The sequence below is a fragment of the Acinetobacter sp. WCHAc060006 genome (assembly GCF_004209135.1).
GTDB lineage: Bacteria > Pseudomonadota > Gammaproteobacteria > Pseudomonadales > Moraxellaceae > Acinetobacter > Acinetobacter cumulans.
This window is the reverse complement of sequence record NZ_SGSS01000008.1, coordinates 1-25,619: the sequence shown is the minus strand read 5'-3', so window position 1 is coordinate 25,619 and position 25,619 is coordinate 1. Positions and strand designations below refer to the sequence as shown.

General features: G+C 40.7%; 23 protein-coding genes. 8 read left to right on the top strand and 15 right to left on the bottom strand.

What is annotated here, in order from left to right; genetic code table 11:
• Positions 1–56: 56 nt before the first annotated feature.
• The 3 genes from EXE29_RS06530 to trxA all read right to left on the bottom strand — a co-directional run bounded on the left by EXE29_RS06530 (position 57) and on the right by trxA (position 2,635).
• The gene (locus EXE29_RS06530; RefSeq protein ID WP_106986223.1) at positions 57–302 is read right to left on the bottom strand and encodes a hypothetical protein; all 246 of its coding nucleotides are present in this window, start codon (positions 300–302) and stop codon (positions 57–59) included.
• 408 nt (positions 303–710) lie between these two features.
• Positions 711–1,979: a transcription termination factor Rho gene (gene rho / locus EXE29_RS06525; RefSeq protein WP_106986222.1), complete on the bottom strand. Its 1,269-nt coding sequence runs from the start codon at positions 1,977–1,979 to the stop codon at positions 711–713.
• A 329-nt stretch (positions 1,980–2,308) separates the two neighbouring features.
• Positions 2,309–2,635: a thioredoxin gene (gene trxA / locus EXE29_RS06520; RefSeq protein WP_106986221.1), complete on the bottom strand. Its 327-nt coding sequence runs from the start codon at positions 2,633–2,635 to the stop codon at positions 2,309–2,311.
• 267 nt (positions 2,636–2,902) lie between these two features.
• Here trxA and ppx point away from each other — a divergent pair, with 267 nt between their 5' ends.
• The 5 genes from ppx to EXE29_RS06495 are packed head-to-tail and all read left to right on the top strand — an operon-like array spanning position 2,903 to position 8,029.
• Positions 2,903–4,423 (top strand): exopolyphosphatase, encoded by a 1,521-nt coding sequence (gene ppx, locus EXE29_RS06515; protein ID WP_106986220.1) that lies wholly within the window; start codon positions 2,903–2,905, stop codon positions 4,421–4,423.
• Positions 4,424–4,457: 34 nt separating this feature from the next.
• Positions 4,458–5,282, top strand: a complete 825-nt coding sequence (locus EXE29_RS06510; protein WP_106986219.1) for an acetyl-CoA carboxylase carboxyltransferase subunit alpha — start codon at positions 4,458–4,460, stop codon at positions 5,280–5,282.
• Positions 5,219–6,610 (top strand): tRNA lysidine(34) synthetase TilS, encoded by a 1,392-nt coding sequence (tilS, locus tag EXE29_RS06505; protein ID WP_120364273.1) that lies wholly within the window; start codon positions 5,219–5,221, stop codon positions 6,608–6,610. Before EXE29_RS06510 ends, tilS begins: the two co-directional genes overlap by 64 nt.
• Positions 6,607–7,437 carry a pyrroline-5-carboxylate reductase gene (gene proC, locus EXE29_RS06500; protein ID WP_106986217.1) on the top strand — a complete coding sequence of 277 codons (831 nt, stop codon included), beginning with the start codon at positions 6,607–6,609 and terminating at the stop codon, positions 7,435–7,437. Before tilS ends, proC begins: the two co-directional genes overlap by 4 nt.
• A 22-nt stretch (positions 7,438–7,459) precedes the next feature.
• Positions 7,460–8,029, top strand: coding sequence for a YggT family protein (locus EXE29_RS06495; RefSeq protein WP_106986216.1), 570 nt, complete (start codon positions 7,460–7,462; stop codon positions 8,027–8,029).
• A 160-nt stretch (positions 8,030–8,189) separates the two neighbouring features.
• Here the strand turns inward: EXE29_RS06495 and polA are convergent, their stop codons facing one another.
• Entirely contained in the window at positions 8,190–10,955 is a 2,766-nt protein-coding gene (polA, locus tag EXE29_RS06490; RefSeq protein ID WP_117007907.1) for a DNA polymerase I, read from the bottom strand.
• A gap of 161 nt (positions 10,956–11,116) precedes the next feature.
• On the opposite strand from polA, the gene EXE29_RS06485 reads away from it, so the two are divergent.
• On the top strand, positions 11,117–13,867 hold the full coding sequence (locus tag EXE29_RS06485; protein ID WP_120364274.1) for a DUF2339 domain-containing protein: 2,751 nt from the start codon (positions 11,117–11,119) through the stop codon (positions 13,865–13,867).
• 93 nt (positions 13,868–13,960) lie between these two features.
• Here EXE29_RS06485 and EXE29_RS06480 read toward each other — a convergent pair whose 3' ends face one another.
• The gene (locus tag EXE29_RS06480) at positions 13,961–14,884 is read right to left on the bottom strand and encodes a mechanosensitive ion channel family protein (RefSeq protein ID WP_106986213.1); all 924 of its coding nucleotides are present in this window, start codon (positions 14,882–14,884) and stop codon (positions 13,961–13,963) included.
• A 9-nt stretch (positions 14,885–14,893) separates the two neighbouring features.
• Positions 14,894–15,715 carry a DUF432 domain-containing protein gene (locus EXE29_RS06475; protein ID WP_106986212.1) on the bottom strand — a complete coding sequence of 274 codons (822 nt, stop codon included), beginning with the start codon at positions 15,713–15,715 and terminating at the stop codon, positions 14,894–14,896.
• 100 nt (positions 15,716–15,815) lie between these two features.
• Here EXE29_RS06475 and gspE point away from each other — a divergent pair, with 100 nt between their 5' ends.
• Positions 15,816–17,303, top strand: coding sequence for a type II secretion system ATPase GspE (gene gspE, locus EXE29_RS06470; RefSeq protein WP_120364275.1), 1,488 nt, complete (start codon positions 15,816–15,818; stop codon positions 17,301–17,303).
• A 229-nt stretch (positions 17,304–17,532) separates the two neighbouring features.
• Here gspE and EXE29_RS06465 read toward each other — a convergent pair whose 3' ends face one another.
• The 3 genes from EXE29_RS06465 to EXE29_RS06455 are packed head-to-tail and all read right to left on the bottom strand — an operon-like array spanning position 17,533 to position 19,930.
• Positions 17,533–18,414: a tetratricopeptide repeat protein gene (locus EXE29_RS06465; RefSeq protein WP_120364276.1), complete on the bottom strand. Its 882-nt coding sequence runs from the start codon at positions 18,412–18,414 to the stop codon at positions 17,533–17,535.
• A 15-nt stretch (positions 18,415–18,429) separates the two neighbouring features.
• On the bottom strand, positions 18,430–19,512 hold the full coding sequence (locus EXE29_RS06460; protein WP_120364277.1) for a LysM peptidoglycan-binding domain-containing protein: 1,083 nt from the start codon (positions 19,510–19,512) through the stop codon (positions 18,430–18,432).
• A gap of 4 nt (positions 19,513–19,516) precedes the next feature.
• On the bottom strand, positions 19,517–19,930 hold the full coding sequence (locus EXE29_RS06455; protein ID WP_228198724.1) for a DUF2345 domain-containing protein: 414 nt from the start codon (positions 19,928–19,930) through the stop codon (positions 19,517–19,519).
• Between the two features lie 89 nt (positions 19,931–20,019).
• On the opposite strand from EXE29_RS06455, the gene EXE29_RS06450 reads away from it, so the two are divergent.
• Positions 20,020–20,718, top strand: a complete 699-nt coding sequence (locus EXE29_RS06450) for a hypothetical protein (protein ID WP_117008180.1) — start codon at positions 20,020–20,022, stop codon at positions 20,716–20,718.
• 117 nt (positions 20,719–20,835) lie between these two features.
• Here the strand turns inward: EXE29_RS06450 and EXE29_RS06445 are convergent, their stop codons facing one another.
• The 6 genes from EXE29_RS06445 to EXE29_RS06420 form a co-directional block, all read right to left on the bottom strand.
• Positions 20,836–21,261 (bottom strand): organic hydroperoxide resistance protein, encoded by a 426-nt coding sequence (locus EXE29_RS06445; protein ID WP_117008179.1) that lies wholly within the window; start codon positions 21,259–21,261, stop codon positions 20,836–20,838.
• 201 nt (positions 21,262–21,462) lie between these two features.
• On the bottom strand, positions 21,463–21,855 hold the full coding sequence (locus EXE29_RS06440) for a DUF4951 domain-containing protein (protein WP_106986208.1): 393 nt from the start codon (positions 21,853–21,855) through the stop codon (positions 21,463–21,465).
• Between the two features lie 111 nt (positions 21,856–21,966).
• Entirely contained in the window at positions 21,967–22,812 is an 846-nt protein-coding gene (locus EXE29_RS06435) for a carbon-nitrogen hydrolase family protein (protein WP_120364278.1), read from the bottom strand.
• A gap of 32 nt (positions 22,813–22,844) precedes the next feature.
• Positions 22,845–23,366, bottom strand: coding sequence for an anti-anti-sigma factor GigB (gene gigB, locus EXE29_RS06430; protein ID WP_106986206.1), 522 nt, complete (start codon positions 23,364–23,366; stop codon positions 22,845–22,847).
• A gap of 112 nt (positions 23,367–23,478) precedes the next feature.
• A complete protein-coding gene (gigA, locus tag EXE29_RS06425) occupies positions 23,479–24,447 on the bottom strand; it encodes an RsbU family protein phosphatase GigA (protein WP_106986205.1) in 969 nt (322 codons plus the stop codon).
• A 99-nt stretch (positions 24,448–24,546) separates the two neighbouring features.
• On the bottom strand, positions 24,547–25,434 hold the full coding sequence (locus EXE29_RS06420) for an MlaA family lipoprotein (RefSeq protein ID WP_106986204.1): 888 nt from the start codon (positions 25,432–25,434) through the stop codon (positions 24,547–24,549).
• Positions 25,435–25,619: the final 185 nt, after the last annotated feature.

The window sequence follows — 25,619 nt, the reverse complement described above, 5'->3', positions numbered from 1 at the left end:
TTGTAATAAAAAAGAGAGCCAAATGGCTCTCTTTTTGTGCTTTATAATCGTTTAGATTATTTAGCTTCAGAAGCAGCAGCTTCAGAAGTAGCAGCAACAGCTTCAGAAGCAGCAGCAGTAGCTTCAGAAGCAGCAGCAGAAGCTTCAACAGCAGCAGCGTCAGCAGCAGCAGAAGCTTCAGAAGCAGCAACTACAGCTTCAGAAGCAGCAGCAGCAGGAGCTTCTTCAGTTTTTTTAGCACAACCAACGAAAGCTAAAGTAGTAGCAACTGCAGCAGCAACAGCGATTTTTTTGAATAACATGGCATCACTCTCTAAATATGAGATTAAAAAAAACCTTAGTTAGCACTGTTATTTGCTTTTATTATGCCTAATTTTTATTAGGTATGAACAATGCAGAGCAGTGTAACTGGTATGCGAATATGCTATCACTGAGTATTTTGAAATGCTACTGCTTCACAGGCAAAAAACTTAAAAAATTGGTTAAAAAGTGGCTTTTTTTAACAGAAAATAACAATCAAAGAAAAGAAATATATTGGATAAATGCTAAATAACCCCCTAAAAACAATAGGGTTTTTAATAAAATTATTTTTATAATCATTCACTTGAAAAAAACTTTACAAATGGCTGAGTGGATTGTGTATTTATGTAAACAAAGTCAACCAAATAAAAAGGCCATCGTTATAGATGGCCTTTTAAAATTTACATCGATTAGTTTGTCGCTTTACGCTTCATTTGGTCGAAGAAATCATCATTCGTTTTGGTTTCTTTCATACGATCAAGTAGGAATTCCATCGCAGCAAGTTCGTCTTGCGTATGCAGTAGCTTACGTAGAATCCATACTTTACGTAGGTTGTCTTCAGACATTAAACGCTCTTCACGGCGTGTACCAGATTTCTTGATGTTCATTGCAGGGAACACACGTTTTTCTGCAATACGACGATCAAGGGTAATTTCTTGGTTACCTGTACCTTTGAATTCTTCGTAGATCACTTCATCCATCTTACTGCCTGTTTCAATCAATGCAGTTGAGATAATGGTGAGTGAACCACCTTCTTCAATATTACGGGCAGCACCAAAGAAGCGTTTTGGACGTTCAAGCGCATGTGCGTCTACACCACCTGTGAGCACCTTACCAGAAGAAGGAATCACGGTGTTGTAAGCACGTGCTAAACGTGTAATCGAGTCAAGTAAGATCACAACGTCTTTCTTATGCTCAACCAAACGTTTGGCTTTCTCAATGACCATTTCAGCAACTTGTACGTGACGCGCAGGTGATTCATCAAATGTTGATGCAACCACTTCACCGCGAACTGTACGTTCCATTTCTGTTACTTCTTCAGGACGTTCGTCAATCAGAAGGACAATCAAGAAGCATTCAGGGTTGTTACGAACAATGGATTGCGCGATGTTTTGTAATAACATCGTTTTACCCGCTTTAGGCGGTGCAACAATAATCGAACGCTGACCTTTACCAATTGGAGCAACAAGGTCAACCACACGTGCAGTTAAATCTTCAGTTGTACCGTTACCCAATTCCATAACCAATTGCTCAGTTGGGAATAATGGCGTTAAGTTTTCAAATAAAATCTTGTTACGAGAGTTTTCAGGCGTGTCGTAGTTAATTTGGTTTACTTTAAGAAGGGCAAAATAGCGTTCGCCTTCTTTCGGTGGTCGGATTGTGCCGGTAATGGTATCGCCAGTACGCAGGTTAAAACGACGAATTTGTGAAGGGCTGACATAAATGTCATCAGGACCCGCTAAATATGAGCCAGCCGCTGAGCGTAAAAAGCCGAAGCCATCTGACAGAATTTCCAAAACGCCATCACCAAAGATCTCTTCGCCATTCATTGCATGGCGCTTTAAGATGGCAAAAATAATGTCTTGCTTACGGTTACGCGCCATTCCTTCAAGGCCCATAAACTCGGCAATCTTGATGAGTTCGCCAATCGGTTTTTTCTTGAGTTCGGTTAAATTCATAGGTGGTCAGATAGAATCTAAAATTCTGAGATACAGGTTAGAAAGGGAGCAACATTAGGCCGCAGGGATACAATAAAACGAAAGCAATTGAATATGTACAATCACAATTCAGAGGTCTGATTCATTGTTAGAAGAGAAATGTGAATAACAAATTCTTAGCCGAGCGGCATCTTATGTGTTGAGTCTCATAAGAAACTGAGAGGATTTAAGATCCTTTATTTCTTGAGCATGCAATATAAGAGAGATTCGATTTTTTGTCAATTTATCAGCAAAAAAAATACGCCACACAAGGTCGCGTATTTTTTAATTTTTTTAACTTTAATTGAAGATTAGATGTTTTCTTCAATGAATGCAGTTAATTTAGATTTTGGTGCAGCGCCAACTTGAGTCGCAACAACTTCACCATTTTTAAACATAAGCAAAGCAGGAATGTTACGGATGTTGTAGTTCACTGCAGTTGCTTCGCAAGATGTCACGTCAACTTTAACGATTTTAACTTTGCCTTCGAATTCAGTAGAAAGAACTTCTAATACTGGTGCAATTGCTTTACATGGCGCACACCAGCCAGCCCAGAAATCTACAAGTACAGGTACGTCAGATTGTAATACGTCTGCTTCAAAGTTTGCATCAGTTGTGTTTACGATATTCGCTGACATGGATTTTGCTCCAGAATAATTTTTTAAAGGTGACTCTATAATTATTAGTATTACATAGCCGCCTTTAACAATGTAGGGGGATTGCTTAATTTTCGTAGATAAATTGAATTTTGTCTAATTGATGCTGACGATAGTTGCAATCGTGTCATGCAATTGTCACATTAAGCTCTAAAATATGGCACTTTTACTTCATGCACATAAATGGCTTTTAAATTGCATGGTTGTGAATTACTCTAAGCACAATTCTGTATAGGTTTATTTGAAATCATGTCTGATTTTTTGATTGATGAAGAACTTCTCGCTGCGATCGATATGGGGTCGAATAGCTTCCATCTTGCGATTGCACGTGTTGATCATGGCGAAGTAAAAAAAGTCGCATCAATGTCAGAAAAAGTACAGCTGGCAGCAGGTTTGGATGAAAATAAAAATTTAACTGAAGCCGCTCAGCAACGTGGTCTGGCATGTTTGGCCCGTTTTGTAGGTCGTTTGGGGTCTGTACAGCCAAAACGTTTACGTATTGTGGCTACCAATGCACTCCGCCAAGCAAAAAATGGACAAGAATTTATTCAAAAAGCGGCTGAAATTTTACCTAAGCCGATAGAAATTATTGCAGGTCGTGAAGAAGCACGTCTGATTTATTTGGGTGTTTCACACACCATGGCTAATAGTGGTCGCCGTTTGGTGATTGATATTGGTGGTGGCTCTACAGAGCTTATTATTGGTGAAGAGTTTGAGCCAATTCATACAGAATCGGTACAAATGGGTTGTGTAGCATTTACCAAAGCCTATTTTAGTGATGGCGAAATTAGCCAAAAAGCCTTTGATAAAGCAGTTACCGCAGCACGCAAAGAAATTTCAGGCCTTGCGACTACTTATAAAGCTGCTGGCTGGGATACTGTAGTCGGTTCAAGCGGTACGATTAAAGCTTGCCGTCAAATTACAGTAAATATGGGCTGGAGTAATGAGCAAGAAGAGCTGACGCGTGAAGGCTTAGAAAAACTAAAAGATAAATTACTCAAATATTCTCATGTAACGGATATGGAGTTTGATGGTTTAAAAGAAGACCGTCGAGCAGTTTTGCCAGCAGGTATTGCCATTTTATTTGCAGTATTTGATGTGTTAAAACTTGAAAAATTAGTCTATTCGGATGGCGCATTACGCGAAGGGGTGATGTACGACCTCTTAGGGCGTTTCCAGCATGAAGACATTCGTGATCGTTCGGTTCATGCTTTAATGGGCCGTTATAATGCCGATGTAAAACAGGCAGAACGCGTTGTTGCAACGGCACAACAGTTGTTTGAGGGTGTGGCAGAAAAGCTCGAATTAACTAATGATGACAGTGATTTACTGCGTCGTGCAGGCTATTTGCACGAAATCGGTTTAGCGATTAGCCACAGTGGTTACCATCGTCATGGTGCATATTTATTGCAACATTCAGACATTCCAGGTTTCTCACAAATTGATCAAAATCATTTGTCACATTTGGTGGCACATCATCGTCGTAAGCTACGTAGCGATGCACGTGTAGATGTGATGAAAGTGGGCGGCACAAAACTCCTAAACTTGTGTTTGTTACTTCGACTCGCCGTTTTACTTAATCATAGTCGTAGCGATGAGATGCTTCCTGCCATTGAATTAGTCGCCCTCAATGCGCAACAATGGCAACTTAGCGTTTCTGGTGATGCCAAACAATGGCCACTGCTTGTAGCAGATTTGCATGATGAACAAGTGCAATTCAAGCATTGGGATATTGAATTGAATATTCAGTCGGAACAATTTATCGATTAACAGATCAGGTTAATTTAGGGATAATGGTCGACCTATGAAAAATAAAGCTGCTCAATCTAAAGCTTGGACAACGGTTAAAATTGCACGTCATCCAGAGCGTCCACAATTTTTGGACTATGTAAGTGAAATTTTCACTGAGTTTGATGCGCTACATGGTGACCGTTTATTTGGTGATGATGGCGCTATGCTCGGTGGCTTGGCTCGTTTAGATGGCCAACCTGTAATGGTGGTAGGTCAACATCGCGGTCGTAGCACACGTGAAAAATTGCAACATAACTTTGGCATGAGTAACCCTGAAGGTTACCGTAAAGCACAGCGTTTGATGTCAATGGCAGAGCGTTTTGGTTTACCTGTATTTACCTTTATTGACACGATGGGTGCTTACCCAGGTGTGGGTGCAGAAGAACGTGGTCAAGCTGAGGCAATTGCAACGAGTCTTGCGCAAATGTCGAGCCTGAAAGTTCCTGTGATTGCAACAGTATTGGGTGAGGGTGGTTCAGGTGGCGCACTCGGTATTGGTGTTGCTGACCGTGTGGCGATGCTTTCACACAGTATTTATTCAGTAATTTCACCTGAAGGTTGTGCCTCAATTTTATGGAAAACTGCAGACAAGGCGGAACAAGCAAGTGAAGCACTTGCACTGACTGCAGACAAGCTCCAAAAAATGGGTATTGTGGAATATGTGGTTGACGAAGGTGAAGGTGCACATGTGCATCCTGAACAAGTCATGCAAAATTTAAAAGTAGTCTTGAAAGAGGCTTTGGCTGAACTTCAGCCAATGGATGCAACTGAACGATGCGAAGCACGTTACCAACGTTTAATGAAATTTGGCAGCAGCAATTTAGGACTGGCTTCTTAAGTCAAAGCCAAGCTTTTTCAGCACAGACTCGGTTTTTAATTGGATGCAGTGGTGGCATGGATTCCATGCTATTGCTGCATTTAATGTCTGAGCTGTGCCCAAATCACACACGTGCCATTTATATAGACCACCAGCTTCAGTCGCAAAGCGCAAGCTGGGGGGAATTTGTAGCTGAGCAATGCCAACAACGCAACATTCCATGCATTGTGCAAGCTGTTGAGGTTGCAACGGGTAATTTAGAAAACCAAGCCCGCCAAGCTCGATATGATGCCTATCTGCAACATTTAGCGCCCAATGAAGTATTGGTGCTGGCACATCACCAACAAGATCAAGCTGAAACGCTGATGCTCAGACTATTGTCAGGTGCAGGCATTCATGGTTTAGCAGCCATGCAGGCCGTTGATGTGCGCGAAGAAATGACCATTTGGCGTCCACTCTTGGATGTATCTCGTGAGCAAATTTGCCAATGGGCCCATCAATTAAATGTAAAAAACATTGAAGATCCTACCAATTTAGACACGCATTATGATCGTGCATGGTGCCGTGAAATATTGTGGCCCTTGCTTGAGTCGCGTTATCCTAAAATGCAACAAGCTTTAAGTCGTACGAGTTATTTAATGCAAGATGCGGAAGAAATTTTGGCATCGGTGTTGGAAACTGATTTAAAAGCCTGTGGTTCCGCCCAAGCATTGTGCTTAGAAACACTTTTGGCTTTACCTCAAGCTAGACAGCGTCAGCTTTTATCTGCGTGGATGAAAGGTCTGGCACAGTACCGCCCAGCATTTGAAATGGTGCAACGATTAGTTAATGAAGTCATACTGGCCAAAGCGGATGCACAGGCAGCGTTGCATTGGAATGGTTTTTATTATGTGCGTTTTGCTGGTTGGATGTATCGTTTAGCTAAGGCCGAGTATCTTGCATCTGCACAAGAGCAGACTGTGCCAAGCACCCTAAGCTTAGATTTGCATCAAGTGTTTACTGTGCTCTCGGGAAAGTTTCAAGTACAGGAAAATAGGCATGTGCAGGCCATGGGTTTGTCGCCAGCGCTATTGAATAAGCCTTTGATGCTCACACCGCGGCAAGGCGGCGAAAAAATCCATTTGCAGGGCCGTGTTGGGTCGTGGCCATTAAAAAAGGCCATTCAACAGGCACAAATATTTCCTTGGCAACGTCATACTATACAAATATTAAGCATAGATAATGTTATGCTAGGCGTCTTTACGCCCAAAGGTTTTTGGTTGGCTGTTTCATCTTATTGTGTAATAGGTGGGTGGCGACCAAACGTAATTTCTACAGTTGAAAATATCACAAGCGGATTGGAATCATGAGCGCAGTATTAAACAGTAATATCACTTTTATTGGTGGTGGTAATATGGCACAAGCCCTAATTGGAGGCTTGATTGCACGTGGCTTACCGCCGACACGTATTACTGTTTCAGATCCTGTAGATAAAGTCCGTGAACATTTGGCAAGTAAAGAGTTACACGTTACTACAGACAACATTGCAGCCATTCGCGATGCTGACATTGTATTATTTGCAGTAAAACCACAAGTGTTGGCCAGTGTTTTACAACCTTTAAAAGGCTTGTTGGATGGTAAACTGGTGATTTCAATTGTGGCAGGTGCTGACTTGGCAACCATTGGTGCATTATTAGATACGACGCGTATTGTACGTGTCATGCCAAATACACCAGCATTGGTTCAAACAGGTGCACATGGTTTATATGCAGAAGCCAACGTATCGGCAGAAGATCGTGAATTGGCAAGCCAAGTGCTAGCTTCTACAGGTTTAACCATTTGGGTGAGCACTGAAGCGCAGATTGATGCCGTTACTGCGGTGTCGGGTTCTGGTCCAGCATATTTCTTCTATATGATGGAAAGCATGATTCGTGCAGGTAAAAATTTAGGGCTAGATGAAAAAGTAGCGACAGCCTTAACTTTACAAACAGCATTGGGTGCGGCGCAAATGGCCATTACCAGTGCAAATAGCCCAGCAGAATTGCGTAAAAATGTGACGTCGCCAAATGGCACGACGCAAGCGGCGATTGAAGTATTTGATCACGCGCATATCTCACAAAATATTCAAGCAGCCTTGGCTGCCGCGCAAAAGCGTAGCCAACAGCTGGCGCAAGAACTCAGCGACAGCATTAAGTAATTTAATTTAGGAACGTTCAAGTATGGGTGCAAGTTCTGCGCTAATTTTTGGCATTATCATTAACGTCGCAATTTTGCTCGTATTCTTCCGGTTTTTAATGCAGTTGGCGGCGGTAAGCCCTTACAACCCTGTTGTATTGTCGACTGCAAAAGCGACCAAGATTGTTGATGTGTTCAGTCGAATTTTTCCAACAGTGGCAAAAGGTCGTGTGAACACGGCGGCTTTGGTTTTGCTGATCATTTTGTATATTTTAAAAATGTTTGGTTTGATGCATTTGTCTGGGGCTTCACTGAATAGTCCTGTGCATTTGCTGATTATGACCTTTGTTACCATGATTCAGGACTTGATCCGTTTCTGTCGTTATTTGATTTTTGCGACGATTATTTTGAGTTGGGTGGTGATGTTTACGCAGTCACGTTCACCTTATATCGAAGTGATTCAAGAGTTGGCAGAGCCTTTACTTGCGCCATTTCGTAAAATTATGCCGAATATGGGCATGATTGACTTGTCTCCAATTTTAGCGATTTTAGCGCTTTTGGTTGTAGAAACCATTATGAAAGAAGTTGCGATTGCGCTATTAACAGGTCTTTAAGCTTGTTGGTATTCGTGCAATAAAAAAAGGACTCCGAGGAGTCCTTTTTTAGGTCTTTATTTTTTGTGAGGGCTTTAGCTTACGAGCATTTTTCCTTGTGAACTCAGAATGTATTCTGAGATTCTCCTCTCCTGAGAGGAGAGGGAAAATGAAGTGTGTATTAATGCGCTTCGTCCCAGTTATTGCCTTTGCCAACTTCAACCACTAAAGGTACAGAGAGTTGTAATACAGATTGCATAACTTCTGCCAGTTTTAGTGCAAGCTCATCCGCAATCGCTTCATCAACTTCAAATACCAATTCATCGTGCACTTGTAGAAGCATTTTGGCCTGATCTTTAGGTAGCATTTTTTCTACTTCAATCATCGCCATTTTTATGATGTCCGCTGCTGAGCCTTGAAGAGGGGCATTAATCGCTGCACGTTCAGCACCTTGTTTTACCATTTTATTGCTGGCATTGATGTCTGGCGTATACAAGCGACGGCCTAAAATAGTTTCGACAAAGCCTTGCTCACGGGCAACTTGGCGTGTGCGTTCCATATAGTCTAATACGCCAGGATAACGCTGGAAGTATTTACCAATATAGTTGCGCGATTCTTCACGACTAAAGCCAAGCTGGCGAGTTAGGCCAAATTCAGACATGCCGTAGAGCAGACCGAAGTTCACCGCTTTGGCTTGGCGACGTTGATTGCTGGTCACTTCGTCTAAAGGAATACCCAAAACTTCAGCCGCTGTACGACGGTGAACGTCTTGGCCGTGATTAAATGCATCTACCAAGGCATGGTCTTGTGAGAAGTGCGCCATTAAGCGTAATTCAATTTGCGAGTAATCGGCTGCCAGCAGAATGCGACCTTTCGGCGCAATAAACGCTTTACGGATTTGGCGACCAATGTCTTCACGCACTGGAATATTTTGCAGGTTAGGATCGGTTGAAGATAAGCGACCTGTAGCAGTCAGCGCCTGATGGTAGCTGGTATGTACGCGGTGTGTATCATCATTCACTTGTTTGAGTAAGCCGTCTGTATAAGTACTTTTTAACTTAGACAGGCCACGGTATTCCAAAATTAGGTCAGTAATTGGATGTTCGATTTTTTCCAATACGCTTTCGCTGGTGCTGTACTGACCTGTAGAGGTCTTTTTACCGCCTTTAAGACCTAATTTATCAAACAGGATTTCACCGACTTGTTTGGGTGAGCTGACATTGAAGGATTGGCCCGCCAGTTCTGTGATCTGATTTTCTAGATTCTGCATGGTGTTGGCAAATTCAACACCCAGTTGATCCAAAAACGCCATGTTGAGCTCAATGCCGTTTTCTTCCATCATGGTCAGTACACGTGCCACGGGCATTTCGACATTGTGCAGAATATTCACCAGTTCTGGATGCTGTTGTAGTTTGGCATCTAAAACTTCGTATAAACGATAAGTCACATGCGCATCTTCAGCAGCATAATGCGCAGCCGTTTCGATCTCGATTTGATTGAAGGTTTTTTGTTTTGCGCCTTTACCTGCGACTTGTTCATAAGTCGTTGTTAAGTGGCTTAAATACAAACGTGCAACATCATCCATACCGTGGCGTGTAGCCACAGAGTTAAGTACATACGATGCCAACATGGTGTCGAAGTACCAGCCCTGTAGCACAATGCCGTGATTTTCTAAAATATGTGCATCGTATTTGAGGTGATGACCAATTTTTTGGACTGATGCATCTTCTAAAATAGGTTTGATTTGCGCAAGGACAGTATTGTGGTCTAATTGTGCTGGTGCACCTTCATAGTCATGTGCGAGTGGCACGTAATAGGCATCTTGTGCATCAAAAGCAACAGAGAAGCCGACAATTTGCGCCACACGGTAATCTAAACTTGTGGTTTCGGTGTCAAAAGCAAAACGCTTTTCTGTGCTCAGACGTTTAAATAAATTGTCCCAATCGGCTTGGCTCAGCACGGTATGGTATTGGGCTTCGCCTAAAACATCATCTGTACTGGTGAGGGTGGCTTGATCTTCTGCCACGACTTTTGCTGCAGTGTGCGTATCTTGAATAATCGCCTTAGAGTTTTGTTTATAGGTAACGCTATTTGGATTATTGGGATGGTCTAAAGATTGTAACTGGTTACGGAATTCGAGTTCCGTATATAAAGTACGCAGCGCTTCAACATTTGGATCTTGTAGTTTTAGATCGTCATAACTAAAACTTAAATCTAGATCAATCACAATGCTTGCCAATTGGTGATCAAGTGCAATGCCTTCAACACTGTCTTTGATGTTTTGACCGACTTTGCCTTTAATTTTATCGACATTTTCTAAAATGCCACCAATTGAACCATATTCGGTTAAGAGCTTGGCTGCAGTTTTTGCCCCCACACCTGGTACACCCATAATGCCGTCAGAGGCATCGCCCATGAGGGTCAGGTAATCAATAATTTGATTTGGCCATACCCCAAACTTTTCAAATACGCCATCGACATCTAAAGGACGTTCTTTGAAGCTGTCTTCTAAAGTCACTTTGTCTGTGACCAACTGTGCCATATCTTTATCGCCAGTGGAGATTAGGACTTGATGGCCTAAAGCTTCAGCACGTTTTGCCAAGGTGCCAATAATGTCATCTGCTTCGGCACCCGGTAGCATGTGTAAGGGAATACCTAGTGCTTTGATGAGCGCATGTAAGTAAGGGATTTGTTGAGACAGCTCCTCAGGCATGCTTGGGCGGTCGCCTTTATAAATTGGTGACAATTCATGACGGAATGTTGGCTCAGGTGTATCGAAAATCACCGCCATGTGAGTTGGCCCAATACGACGCATGAGTTTTTGAATAGCAGAAATCGCACCACGGACTGCATTGGTATGCAGACCTGTTGACGTGGTTAACGGTGGCACTGCGTGAAAGGCACGAAATAAAAAGTAAGAGCCATCGACCAAGACAAATGGTGGCATTGAGTAATTCCTTATCCAAAAAACGCTTTTATTGTACGTGATTTTTTCAACCTGCGCTGATGCTTGATGTTTTATGTGGGTTACCGAATATCTGATAAACATCCAAAATATTGCTGTCGAGGTGCGCTATGATCATCTTAAATAAATAGAGCGAAGACCGTATGCTGAAAGGGCAGAGTGATATTCGAATGATGTGGTTGATGGTGCTCATCATCGTTGCTGTTGGGCTGTGGTTTGCTGATTTAAAAGTTGTGAGTGCACTGTGTATTTTAGCTTTTGGCGTTAGTGTCATGCACTATGTCGATGATTTACAGCAACCGACCGATCAACTTAGACAACAGATTGGATTAGCACGACAGAGTACCTCCAAAGCACCGTTATATATTGCTTCGATTGTGGCCTTGGTGGGGGGGATTGCTGAATTTCATATTTTGACAGGGCTGGGTCTAAGCGCATGGATTTTCTTTTTTCTGCGTTGGTTAAAGCGTATAGAACGGCAACTGTTACAGACGCAGTATCAAATCCAACAGCAGGCGCAAGTTTTGGTACGGTCCACAGCGACTGCGGAATTTCAGCCGAGTTCTACCCTGGAGCATAGCACTGAGCCATTGGCTGAGCGTGCCCAATCTGCTTCGACAGGAAATCATTTGCGTTTAAGCGATCAGCTACAACAGTGGTTGTTTAAGGGAAATCCCGTTCTGAAAGTTGCTATTGCGGTTTTGGTGGTCGGCATTGTGCTGTTACTTCGCTTTGCAACAGAGCATTGGCAATTGAGTCTTGCCGTCAAACTGTTGCTGGTGGCAGGCGTGAGTATCGCAGTCACGGCGTTAGGCTATAGATTGCAACGTACAAATCGTAGCTTTACGCTTGCATTAGAAGGTTTAGGGCTTGCCAGTTTATCACTGACGTTGTCTTTTGCTTACTATAACCAGATCATTCCTACTTTGGCGCTGGCCAGTTGTTGCTTTGCAGGCATTCTCATGACAACGGTATGGCTGAGTTTAAAACAACAAAGCATCGAACTTGCTTTGATGGCGATGGTCATTGCTTATATTGCACCCTTTACTTTACCAGTACGCAGTGCGAGCGCAGTCGAGTTTGTGAGCTATTACTTGGTGATTAATATTGCAGTTGCAGTGTTAAGCACACTTCGACCGTGGAAGTTTCTTAATCAAATTGCTTTTTTAATGACGCTGGTAGTAGGTGGCGCTTATGCTTTTTACCGTGGTGTGGATGCCGAACGCACTAGTTTAAGCCTGCTGATTTTTGCCCATGCTTCAATTTTTATTTGGTTAGGATTTCGCTATAGCCAATTGCTGGCTAAAGAGAATTTGGGCCAATTTCAGCTTAAACCAATTTTAGATTTGGCCTTAATTTTTGGTACTCCCATTGCCAGCTATGGCTTTTTATATTTGATGTATTTTGATGAAAATGGCTGGCAGGCGACCTTCAGTTTAGTCTTTGCGGTAATTTATGCACTGCTTTATCTGCTTGCAAAACGCTATCAGGTGATTGAGCAAATCACGCAGAGCTATTTTAGCCTCATGCTGATTTTTTTGGCCTTCGTCCCACCTATTTTACTGACCGAGCATTGGAGTGTTGCAGGTTGGGCGATTGAAGGGGCACTCATCTTTATGTATGCGCTGTATCGTCAGGCGCGTATTAGCCACTATGTGGGCATGGGCCTGTTGGTTATGGCGAGTTGCTCAGGCGTGTATTACTTCTCTGTGCAAAATGTTTTTCCAAGTCCTGTGTACTGGATTTTGGCATTGAGTTATCTCACTACGGTTTGTATTGCCAATGCTGTGCCTAAGTTTCAACAGCAATTGAGTAGTGGCACCATCAGCTTCTTCTGTTTGCAGATGCTATTTGCGACCATTGCATTGTTTGTGCTATTGCTGGATGTCATCGACAGTAAAAACCAAGTGACATGGATACTGTTGATACTGAGTTTGGGCTATGTGCTGGTGAATGAGTTGTTGTTGAGACGTGGTGCAACGTGGTCGTGGCTCTTGCCGAAATGGGTGGGGCTGATTCCCTTGTATGTGGTCGCATTTTATATGGTGATTGATGTGAGTCATCAAGGGGCATTGTTATGGCCTTCTGATTCTGACCGTATATTGGTGGCGACCACAGGCTTATTTTTAACCTTATTGTGGCTCCGACCTTTACTAGGGCTAAAAGCAGAAAAAGAGTGGGTGAGTTTAGGTGTGTTGTTGAGCTTGGCGCTGAGTAGTTTAACGCTTGTACCGAGTATGCCGTTTATTAGTGTGGTGATTTTACCGCTGTGTTTTGCCTTATGGTGTGCGTGGCGCCAGTCCGATTGGCCAATGTTCTGGCAAGCGCGTAGTAGTTTGGTGTTAATGTTGCTTTGGGTGATCTTGTCACAACTGTTTAGCCAGCAAGCTTTTCAGTTTTATCTACTGCCAATACTGAATCCATTCGATTTAGTGAGTATTGCGATGTTGGCAGGTTTCATTTGGATGTTGAACCAACAAATGAAAGCAGGGTTAGAAAAAAGCCTAGGTGCCATTGTGATGGTACTCGGGCTACTTTGGCTGAGTAGTTATGTGGTGCTACGTGCATTACATCATTACTTGGATACACCATATAACCAATGGCAAATGTGGCAAGATGCGACCATACAGCTGAGTTTTACCCTGCTCTGGGTGAGTTTGGCCTTTATTTGTATGTTGCTGGCAAGTCGGCGTCAGTTGCGTTCGTTGTGGTTCTTTGGTGGCAGTATTTTAGTATTGGTCACTTTAAAGTTGGTGCTGTTTGATTTGTCTCATATTGGCACCTTAACGCGAGTGATTTCCTTCTTGGGTGCGGGTTTTGTCATGTTAATCATTGCCTATATTGCACCTATGCCTGAGATATCCAATGAAACGCACCCGCGTGAGCATTCATAAATATCAATATGTAGTGTGAATGACATTCAAATTAAAAAGGGAGCCGATTGATTGACTCCCTTTTTTTCGTAGATGAACATGACTAAACATGGCTTATTTTAAGTCTGGCTCACGTTTTAATTCTTCTGCATTGGCATAGCTATCAATTTCTTCATTATGCAAAGCTTGTGCGGAAGGGCGGTCAACAAAGCCCATTTTGGGTACAGGAATTTCAATTTGATTGTCGACAAAACCATTTCGAATGCGTTCCTGCATTTCATCACGAACTTTCAGGAAGTTTTCTTGCTGGCACCATACGGCAAACAATAACTCAATAGACGACTCACGAAATGCTGTAACGGTGACTGCGGGTTTCGGGTCGGCCAATACCAAAGGATATTTATTGGCAACATCCAGCAAAACTTCACGAACTTTAATAATATCTTCATGGAAGTTAATGGCTAGGGTAATTGGGATGCGCCGTATCGGAAACTTCGACAGGTTATGCACGGGTGCACGGATGAGCTGTTCATTGGGCAGGCGAACATAGACATTGTCTTGAGTCAGCAATTTTACAGAGAGTAAATCAATCGAAATGACTTCACCTTCAATGGTATGGCCACGAATTAACGTAATTTGAATGGTATCGCCAATTTCAAATGAACCTTCGCCAATTAAAAAGATACCACTGATGAGGTTGGATGCAGAAGTTTGCGATGCAAAACCCAAGGCCACCGTTAAAATACCAGCCGCCCCTAAAAAGACGCTGAGTTTGAAGCCGGCTTCTTTGAGACTGGCCATCACAAAGATCATAAAAATAAAATAGAAAATACCGCGTCGCCAAACTAAGCGTTGGTGTTCATTAAATCGTGTTCCAATCGTGCGAATAAACGTATTGGAAACAAAGCGTGCTATTAAAAAACCTAATAGCGCTAGGATAATGGCAACCACAATTTCTGTGAGTCGATCGGTATTAATATTTTTAACAATACTGGTCAGACTGCTGGTCACTTCTGCTGGAATATTGGTATTGGGCATCCATCACTCCTAGAACAGTGAATCGAACATATTAAATAATGCACCCGCAGGTTCGCGTGGTGGGTGCACATACATCACTTCACCTGCATGTGGTGGCGTACGGTTTTCAATGCGCACACGTGGTGGTCGATCAGGCCCTTCATGAATAACTTTGATTTGCGATGTCCATAATCGACCTGTGCTTTCGCTATAAAATAAAGGTAAGGCAGGTACAGGTACATTCATTCGATCAAAGCGCAGTTGTTCGTGGCTGGTATTGTGAAATTCAATAGGGGTGACTGCACGAAAAGCACGAATCTTCAATTGATGGAGTTCAGTGCGACCATCCACAGCTGTGGCATAGCAGATTTCACCTGTACGCTTATTGGGGCCAAACCACGTATCTTTGGGTAAAATCACGGGGATATCAAACAAAGGGTCTTTTTGCCCCTCAACAAAGCCCGCAACCCATAATGGTGTACTGATATAAAGCGTACCGCGCTGACCCGCTGGAATATAGATCGGATCGACAGGGCGGATAACGACAGAACGATTGGCCAAGCGCGGCATGATTTGAATTTTTTCATGCGTATTTTTAAACATATAACGTTCAATATGCACAGGTGCAGGAAATGCAAACTCAGGATCATCAATACGATGCCACTGCTGCTCATAGTCAAACTGTACGCTAGGGCGGTGATATTCCATTCGCCACTCTTGTAAACCACGGGTTAAGCGAAATAATAACGAGCCAAACTGCCATGATTTCGGTCGGTTCAGCTCAAAGTGATGCTCACCCCACCATTTTACTTTGGATGTTTCTGTTTCCAGTACGTCACTGACGAAAGACAATGGTATTTTCCTTATATCATTAAAAGCTGTAAAACATACTTCACGCTGTCATGTGCTTAGAGTACACTCAAATTACTTTTATTCATCATTATAAACTGTGATGCAAGTACTTAAACAATTACAAATACCATATAGTTTTGCCAAGCGTCATGGCGTATTGCTTCGTTATGAGGGTGACCAAGCATTTATTATTCGTCGTGACAATACACCGCTCTTGGCGTTACAAGAAGCGCGTCGTTTTCTGGGGCATTCAGCCAGTTATCAACTATGCACTGAGCAAGAGTTTAATCAACTCCTTAGCTCAAGCTTTGCAGGTGATACAGGGGAATCACAACAAGTCGCTGCAGGTTTGGAGGATCATCCCGATTTGCTCAGTCTTGCGGACTCTGTACCTGAAGCAGAAGATCTGATGGATCAGGAAGATGATGCGCCAATTGTACGTTTGATTAATGCATTGTTGTCCGAGGCGATTCGCGTTGGTGCATCGGATATTCATATTGAATCTTTTGAGAAGAAACTCTCTGTACGTTTACGTGTGGATGGTCAACTGCGTGAAATTGTACAACCGCGCCGTGAACTCGCACCTTTGCTGGTATCACGTATTAAAGTCATGGCAAAGCTGGATATTGCCGAAAAACGTATTCCACAAGATGGTCGTATTTCATTACGCTTGGCAGGTCGTGAAGTGGATGTACGTGTATCTACCTTGCCGTCATCTTATGGTGAGCGCGTAGTGATGCGTTTGTTAGATAAGCAAGCGGGTCGTTTGAACATGACGCATTTGGGTCTCATGAACAACGACTATGAACGGCTAAAAGTTCTAGTTCACCGTCCGCATGGCATTATTTTGGTAACTGGACCGACGGGTTCAGGTAAAACCACAACCTTATATGCTGCGCTGTCCGACTTAAACGATGGCTCTAAAAATATTCTGACGGCTGAAGACCCGATTGAATATCAATTAGAAGGCATTGGTCAGACACAGGTGAATACCAAAGTTGATATGACCTTTGCTCGCGCTTTAAAAGCCATGCTCCGTCAAGATCCTGATGTGGTGATGGTGGGTGAGATCCGTGATTTGGAAACGGCAGAAATTGCGGTACAAGCATCGCTCACAGGTCACTTGGTGTTATCTACACTGCATACCAATACGGCCATTGGCGCCGTAACTCGTTTAAAAGATATGGGCATTGAGCCATTTTTATTGTCCAGCTCGCTCATTGGTGTGATTGCACAGCGTTTGGTACGCACTTTGTGTTCGCACTGTGCAACGTGGCATGATGCTGACGATTTTGAAACTAAATTATTTGCAAATATTCAGCATGATACTGTGCTAAAACTGCCTAAGCCTAAGGGCTGTGATCATTGTTCACATACAGGTTTTAATGGACGTACTGCAATTTATGAAATTGTGCCTGTAGATGAGCAAATGCGCCGTTTAATTCATGGTAATGCTGCGGAATATGAGTTGGAAAACTATGCACGTCGTGATGCGGGTTCAATTCGTGATGATGGTTTACGTAAAGTACTAGAAGGTAAAACAACGCTGGAAGAAGTGCTTCGTGTGACAAATGAAGCAGAGGAGTAATGAAGGAAACATTCACTTTGTTTTTTTATTACTGATAACAGCGCGTACTGTTGAATCTGCCTAATTAAAATCATGGAACATTGATTGAGCATTAATCGTCGAACGGGATAAATCATTTAAAAAGCCTAACTCAACTGAGTTAGGCTTTTATATCAATACAAAATATTGAAATTTATTAAGAAATCAAAAGTATTTCGTATAACGTGTATTGTGTTAATTGTATGAAGCCTTAATTTTTTAATTCAGACATCTTTATCTTTGCAACATCTAGGCCCATCTCTGCCGCTAATTCATAATATCTATATGCTTTATCTAAGTCTTTTGGGACTCCATTACCTTCTTCGTATAATGATGCTAAATTATAGGCTGCTCTAGGATCATTTTGCTGTAAAGCTTTTTCATACCAATATATAGCTTTAGAAATCGATTTTTCAATAATTTCGCCTTTCATATACATTACTGCGACATTAAATTGTGATGGAGCATAGTTTTTCTCAGCAGCTTTCAAAGAATATTGAAAGTATTTATTTTTATCCTTAAGTCCATTCCAACCATTTAAATAACAGTTAGCTACGTTAGATTCACCTAGATAATAGCCCAAATCAGCAGATTCTTTAAAATATCCACAAGCCTTATTTTTATCGCTAGCAACATAAGAACCATTAAAATACATTAACCCTATTGAATTTATAGCTTCTGGTACCTTTTTTTGCATAGATTTGTTGTAAAATTCATATGCCAACTCATCATTTTTTTCAACTCCTTGTCCTCGATAATAAAGATTACCAATATTATTTTCAGCTATTCCATTACCATTTTCAGCAGATTTTTTATACCAAGTTATAGCATTTTCAATATCTTCATTTTGACCTAGATATCCATTTTCATATACTACTCCTAATAGATTTTGAGCAGTAGAATCTCCATTTTCAGCATTTTTTTGGATTTTTTGGAACAGTGATTTTTGTTTAATTTCATCATTTCCATCAGCTATTTCTTTGAACTCTAATATCTGCACTTTATCTTTTTCTTGGCTGTAATTTTCACTTTTAGCCTCACAACCACTAATGATAAAAGATATAAATAAACTTACTACTAATGAAAATTTCATTGTGCATTTCCAAATCTAATTTAAAGGAATTACGAATGTATAGCTAAGATTATGTTGTATATTAAAACCACCTCCAATACCTGTTTCTGCACCAGCCATTGGGGTAGTTCCCTCATCAAACTTTCCATCAAATAAAGCATCAGGAGTAAGCCCCGCGCCAACGACAGCAGAACCACCTAATAGAAAATATGAATTGGCATTTACACTATACCCAAGCCCTTTTAAATCATCTAAGCTTGCTGCTTCACTAATCAAATACCCACCTTCTATAGATAATGATGGTGTTCCTTGTACAGCTGAAACCCCAGGTGCAACAAATATCCCCCATTTTCCAGAAGGAGTTCTAGCAACACCTACTTGTATACTTGCTCCAGCACCAATTACTGCAGCTATTGCTCCTGAAAAATTAACATACATAAGCTGTGTCCCTTTCATATTTCCTTCAATTTTGACTACAACTTTTGAATTATTTTTAGATATTTCAAATTTATCTTTTATATATTTTTTATATTCTTTATGATCTTGTAATTCTTGTTTTTTTGCATCAATTTCATCTTTAATTATAATGACTTGTCCAACTTTTAAAGAATTAATATTAATTCCTTTGTTTCTAATACTAATATCATTAACAGATACACTATGTTGTTTAGCAATAGATCCTAAATTTTCTCCAGCTTTAACGGTATGTTTGATAATACTCGGATATAAGTAAATATTTTTATCTAAATTTTTATTTAAAATACGAGTTCTTCGTTCATAACTTCCCGCTTTTTCTTGTTTTTGGAAAGTTTTAGTATTAATAATTATTGAAGGAGCTTCTATTGTTATCGTTCGGATCTCTTTTGAATCCATTCTTTTGTTATAAGAAAAAAAACCTATTTCTGTCCATTCTTTATAAGGCGTAGGAAACCCCATGACTTCAAATACTAATTTTTCTAGACCAACTATTGAGTCCCCTTTACCCTTACCATCTCTGGTAACAGATGTAACTAACAGTCGTTTTGTTTTTCTATTTCCATCATTGATAACTGATATCTTATAGTTTAACCCATCTACAGCATGGCCTTTTCTGTCTTTAAAAAAAACATTAAATTTCATATTATTAATCTTCCTTATTTTTTACTTCTTCTTGGAAGTCTTCATCAGTAATCACCCATTCATAATCAGGATCATCTATTACAACTTGTAATTCTTCTTGTTTATTATCAATACTGGCAAAGCGTTCTGTTCGACCATGTTCATCTAGTACCCCTGATTTATATATTTTTTGATCTTTTAATAAAGCCCTATACTTAACTTCTGAAAATTCGAAGTCTTTAAACACATCAAAAACATCTATTCGATTTGTAAAAGAATAGTTATCTTTATTCATAGCCAAACTGCTAAAACTAGGCATTACAGATTGAACGTGAGCACCTCCTTTAAAAAGATGTTGTCCAGCTTTTACCTCAAACTTTGCAGGAGTTATAATTTTAATACCATCTTTATTAATGATAATCTGAGAACCGCCAGCCATAGGTTTACCTATTTTTTTTATTAATTATAAAAATCCAAATTTAATTGGATTGATATAAAATTTTATTTAATCAATACTTTATATGAAATATGACCTTTATAGTAGCCATACAATTAAATGATAGCATCATTATCGCAGCAGACAATAAGCGAGTTGTAATAAAAGAAACAGGTGAAATGCAATTCAGTTCTGAAAAAGCTGCTAAAATTTACACGTGGGATCAAGGGATTATCACAGGTACTGGTGAAAGTTATGTCATTAGCCGATCCATTGAACTATTTAGGCAACTGGCTCATTTAGACCATAATAAACTCCCTCTATGCCTGGATATTTCAAGACAAATTAGAGAACTAGAAATTGGCACAGACTACTTTCAAGTTGAAAATACTAAGTTACTCTGTTCCTGTTATAGCGAACGTGGTGCACAACTTTACGTCATCCAACGATTTGGCCCTTCACAACCGTATGAACTTAGTGCTATTCCTACGATGGATATTACAGTTTGGTTGTATCATCCTAACATTGATGCAATTTCCGAGGATCTACACAACCTCCATCGAGATCTAAAAGATTATGTAGCCTTTACCCACAAAGCGGACTGGATCAATTACTACATTAATCGCCTAGCCCCAATCTACCAAAAACAAAGCCAACACGATCCATTAATGAGTCAGAGCTTTGATTTCTTTTTCCAGACAAAGGATGAATACCTCACTGGCCATATTCCGAATACCCAAAAGACAGCCCTAGACTTCAAAGAAATTTCCTCTAATTTAGGTTCTATTTGAAATTATGGTAATCATATGAAATGATTAATATTTTTTATATAATTTATTATTTCCAATTAGTTGTTTTTAGAGCCGATTATAAAAATCGGCTTCACCTCAAAATTTGAATTTTTTAAATCAAACAATCACATTCAACGTCACATCAATATTGCCACGTGTCGCATTTGAGTAAGGGCACACAATATGCGCAGCATCAACCAATTTTTGCGCCTCAGCTTGTTCTAGACCTTCCAAATGAATATTTAAAGTCACTTCAATGCCAAAACCTGTTGGAATAGGGCCAATGCTGACATCACCTTCCACATACACATCAGGTGTGATTTTTAAATGATCACGGTTAGCCACAAATTTCATTGCACCTAAGAAGCATGCAGAATAGCCCGCAGCAAAGAGCTGTTCAGGGTTAGTTCCGCCACCAGCACCGCCCATTTCTTTAGGTACTTTAAGTTGAATATCTAAAATACCGTCGGATGAGGTTGCTCGGCCATCACGTCCTCCAGTTGCTTTTGCATGTGCTGTATAGACTGCTTTTTCTAAACTCATTGTTATTCTCTAAATATTCTTAAGGGAGTATTCATCCTGTCTGAAAATCGCACAGGAATAAGCAGTGATTTTGTAAATATTGAAGTAGGCTTTAGTGGAAAATAGATAGAAAAAGCAAAAGAGGTGAATCAAATGAAGCTACAAATAGGGAAGCGTTGTTCATTGATAGTCTTAACTACCAATGAACATTTTTGGCATTATTTACCAAAGGCCTGCAATTTTTTTCATTAATTGCGCACGGAAAGGGGCAGTCGGATTGCCTGCATTACGCTGAGTTTCATTTTCATAAAACTTTTGCCAAGTCTGAACCATTTCTAAAGTGACATCTTGTGTTTTTAGCTTTTCAACGTCTTCTTTACTGATGTTATTTAAGCGCTTTTCCGCACCATCTGGTCCAGTTCCCCAACCAATAATACCCTGACCAAATGCAGGCAAAGACATATTGTTAGGTGTAGGTGGAATCGCTAAACGGTCAATATTTGGGTTAACCAAAGATTTAATGGTTGGTCGTACTTTTTCTGAAATTTGAATCTCAGCAAAAGAGGCAACAGAAACGGAAAGCAGTACAGCAGAAAGGAGAACGGATTTAAACATTGGAATAAAACCAATTTTAATAAATAAGAATCATTATTATAAATAAGCTGGCAGGGATTTACAGTACAACATGATGTTAAATCGTGCTATTTGCTAAATTAAATAAGCAGATTAGTCGCTATACGAATTAGTCGGATATTGTAGTAAAACACGATGTTGCAATAGGGGCATAGATGCCCGAACTTGATTTTGCTCTTCTAAATTCGATGGAACGGTGATGATGGATGCACCTTCAGTTTGGATCATATCAAGCAATTGGCCACGACTGTCTGACGCGCCTGCATGGCCCCAAGTTTGGCGTTTTTCACCATGCCAACCTTGTTGTGCAGCACCCAAAACTAGGCATTGCGTATCCATTGCGCGTGCTTGTAATAACAATTGCCAATGCATCTCACCTGTAGTATAGGTAAAGGCTGCGGGCGCTGTTAAAATATTTGCGCCTTGCGCACGCAGTGTGAGTGCAAGTTCTGGAAAGCGCAAGTCATAGCAGACCATCAGGCCAATATGACCAAACGGCGTTTTTGCAACCACTGGATCTGTGCCTGGTTCAAAGAACTTAGATTCTTGATAACCACCGACAGCGTCACCCACTTGTACATCAAATAAATGAATTTTGTCATAACGTGCTTCTGTACGCTCTGGGCTAATGCACAGGCTAACTGTCCGTACTCGACCATCTTTAATAATTGAGCCATCTGGACGAAATGGGCAAGGTAAAGTACCTGCGACAATCCAAATGCTATAGCGATGTGCAAGCTGTTCTAAGCGTTGTTGAAAAACTTCAAACTGCGCAGCGGTTTCACGCTGCTTACCTGCAGCAAAGCAGATAAAATTTTCAGGAAACACAATGAGACTTGCTCCCTGAGCTTTACTTTGCTGAATCAAAGATTCAATGATAGAGAAGTTTGCTTCTATATCATTTTGTGAATTCATTTGAGCAACAGAAAGAAAAGTCATGGAGTTCTCAATGTGAAAAAAAAGGGGGGAGATTACGCGTTGTGTTGTACAGCAGTTTGGTCGATAGAATCTTGCTCTTTTTGCAATTGTTTCACTAAGGGCTCAAACATATTTTGATTGCTTTCATTGAGTTTCATCAATGTTTTATGCGCATCTAATACGGTGCAAAGCATATTGTTATGCGTTACATTTTCTTCCATTAATGTACGTGTACATACATTTGGATCGCCACAATAATTCAAAATCACAAATACCTGCCCAAGCCCCATACTGTTGGCGAGCGTGGTAATATCTGAATTTGTTGAAAGCATGACTGCTTGAATGTGATGGATTTGTTTGAGCTTTAAGCCCAGCTTAGCCAAAATGCCTAAAACTGTACTGTCAATAAATGTAGTTTGGGTTAAATCTACGATCGCACCAACGACATTCTCTTGTTGTTCAATTTTATTTAGCAGCTTGTCTAAACTAATGCAAGATTGGGCACGCACTTCGCCTATAAGCTTAAAAATATGCGTTCCATTCAAGCTTGCATATTCAACATGACCTGTTGACATATAAATGCCATTTGCAGAGAAGGATAGTAAATTATCCCATAGGGGCACTGCTTACTCAAGTATCCGAAAGGATGATTCTATAGTGAAAAACGATAAATATTTGATTTATAAATTAATTGATTCGACGCAAGCTTAGAATCGCAATATCATCGGCAACGTGCTCGGGTGCTTGAAATGATTGATTTTGCAAGTGATGTACCAATTGACGCAATTGTTCATTCAATCCACCATCGAAGGGTTCAAGTGCGCCATCTGAACAAATAATAAACCGAGCATTCGGTTTTAGTTGGCATTCAAACTCTTCCACTTCTAAGTCTTCTGTTAAACCTAATGGAAAACTACTGGTGGTTAAAATACGAGGTTCTTGGTCTTTTTCAAATAAAATTGCAGGGGGGTAGTGGCCTGCACTCGACCAGCGTAAATGATGTGTTTCAATATTTAAAATACCCGCAATCATCGTGATGTGCTTTTCGATATTTTCTTGCACCAGCATGCCGTTAAGCTTTTTAATCAGTTCACGAGGATTTTTAGAACGACCGTGGAAAGCAGCCATCCATGAGGTTAATAGACTACTGGTCACCCCATGGCCGGAAACATCTGCCAAATAAAACATGATTTCTTTATCGCTAATTTTCCAGTAATCATACCAATCGCCAGATAAATAAGCAGAAGGTTGAAATAAAGTCTCGATTTTATAATTGAATAATTCAATAGGATTGGGCAGTAATTTTTTTTGTAATTCAGCCGCTGAAGGTAGATCGCGACTGTCTTGATTACGCTTGTATTTGGCATCAATTTTAATAAGCGCTTTTTGTGGGTTTGAAGGGAGTTTGCTCCAAATCCAACCTGCCAGCGCACCTTGTTCCCAAGCGGCAGCCAAAGCCAAGCCTTCATCTTCTAATGCCAACGCAATCGTCGGCAAAGTCCACTGATGTGTTAGATAATCCTGTACATCAGCAATTGCAATAATAGTCGGATCATACAAATGGAGATCTTCAATGCGAATCATTTGAACACTGGGAAGTGTGTCTAGTACCTGATCTAGATGTGGAATATCACGGGTCGGTTGAATGAAATACATAAAGAAATAAGATGATCCTGAAGTATCATGAGCAATATACTATAACAAGCATTCGCAGGGCGGAGGAGAAAATCATCATCCCCCGCAATTAAATTAAAACTATTCTGTGGCGTGATCGTCAGAAGAATCAGTGTCTACTGGATCTGAAGATTCATCCTCTGGATCGTCGCCTTCATCACTAATAAACATATTTTCATCTGCAAGGCCCTTTTTCTCAGCAACAATAAAGTTTAGGCGTTGTAGATAAATATCACGAATTTGAGCATATTTATCACCTTGTAGGACTTTTTCAAGATCGAGCAATTCCGCACGACTATCAACAGCACGTAAGGCTTGTTCAGCCCAAAAGACACCTTTATGGTCTTCTAATATATAGCGTTGTGGGCGCGCAAAACTATCAGCAGCAAAGCCTACCGTTTCACGAATTGTACTTGGGCCTAATATAGGAAGAACCAAATAAGGTCCAGTAGGCACACCATAATAACCAAGAGTTGTGCCAAAGCCTTCGGTTTCTGCTGTTAAATGTAAGCGACGTGCAGGGTCTGCAAAGCCTAAAGTGGTTAGTGTATTAATGGTAAAACGGCCTAAGCTTTTAGCAGCATGCATCGGGCGACCTTGAACCAGTTGATTCACCGCATTCCAAGGCTCATTTAAGTTTTTACGAAATTGACGATATGAGCCACGAACAGGCTCGGGTACTTTTTCTGAATACTGCACTGCAATAGGACGTGCAACATTACGATCTAATACATCGTTAAACTGATAAACCTTACGGTTCCATGCTTCAAAAGGATCTTTTTCTTCATCTGCTTGTGATGCTGAAGCATTTACAGTGAGTTTTTTTACGACTTCACTAGATTTTGTTGCAAACTTCGAATTAGACGAAGTCGTAGATGAGATAGATTCATCTGATGGCTCAGCTGCAAATGCAGGTGAAATCGCAAGGGTGAATAGCAAACTTGCAGATAAAAAAGAAAAATGATGCATATAGAATGATCCCAAAATTTATTATTGGCTTAATAAAGCTGACTCAATCATAAATAAAATCGCTTTAATAGTCTTGAATATCGAACCATTAAAGCAAATTTGCCTAAAAAATGAATCAAAAAAATGAAAAATGGCTAAAAAGCATACGTATAACTGTTATTTTTCAAAAAAAATAAAAAATAGGG